General features: G+C 29.8%; 1 protein-coding gene. It reads left to right on the forward strand.

The window, feature by feature from the left end:
* Positions 1–180, forward strand: a 180-nt coding sequence (locus tag RH99_RS19540; protein ID WP_035777276.1) for a hypothetical protein, incomplete at its 5' end; no start/stop codon positions are given.
* Positions 181–252 lie beyond the last annotated feature (72 nt).

The following is a 252-nucleotide window of genomic DNA, read 5'->3' on the forward strand; positions in this document are numbered from 1 at the left end:
TTCTTAATTCAGGTGGGGATTCTTTTACCCCATCTGAATTTTAGAACTGCGAATGCATGGCTTACTTGGCGTTGGACTCTCACTTTAAGAAAAGCAGACAAAACAAAATTTATTTTGTATTTGATCGCTTTCACAGAGTGCGTGGGAGATTTACACCAAGTTAGTCAGGTTAAAATTTAGGTAAATAAACTTTAAATTTTAGAAATACTTTAAGAATATTGAATATACTAAATAATATTTATAGAATAAATT

Source organism: Clostridium arbusti SL206 (assembly GCF_000246895.1).
In the GTDB taxonomy this organism is placed as follows: domain Bacteria; phylum Bacillota; class Clostridia; order Clostridiales; family Clostridiaceae; genus Clostridium_I; species Clostridium_I arbusti.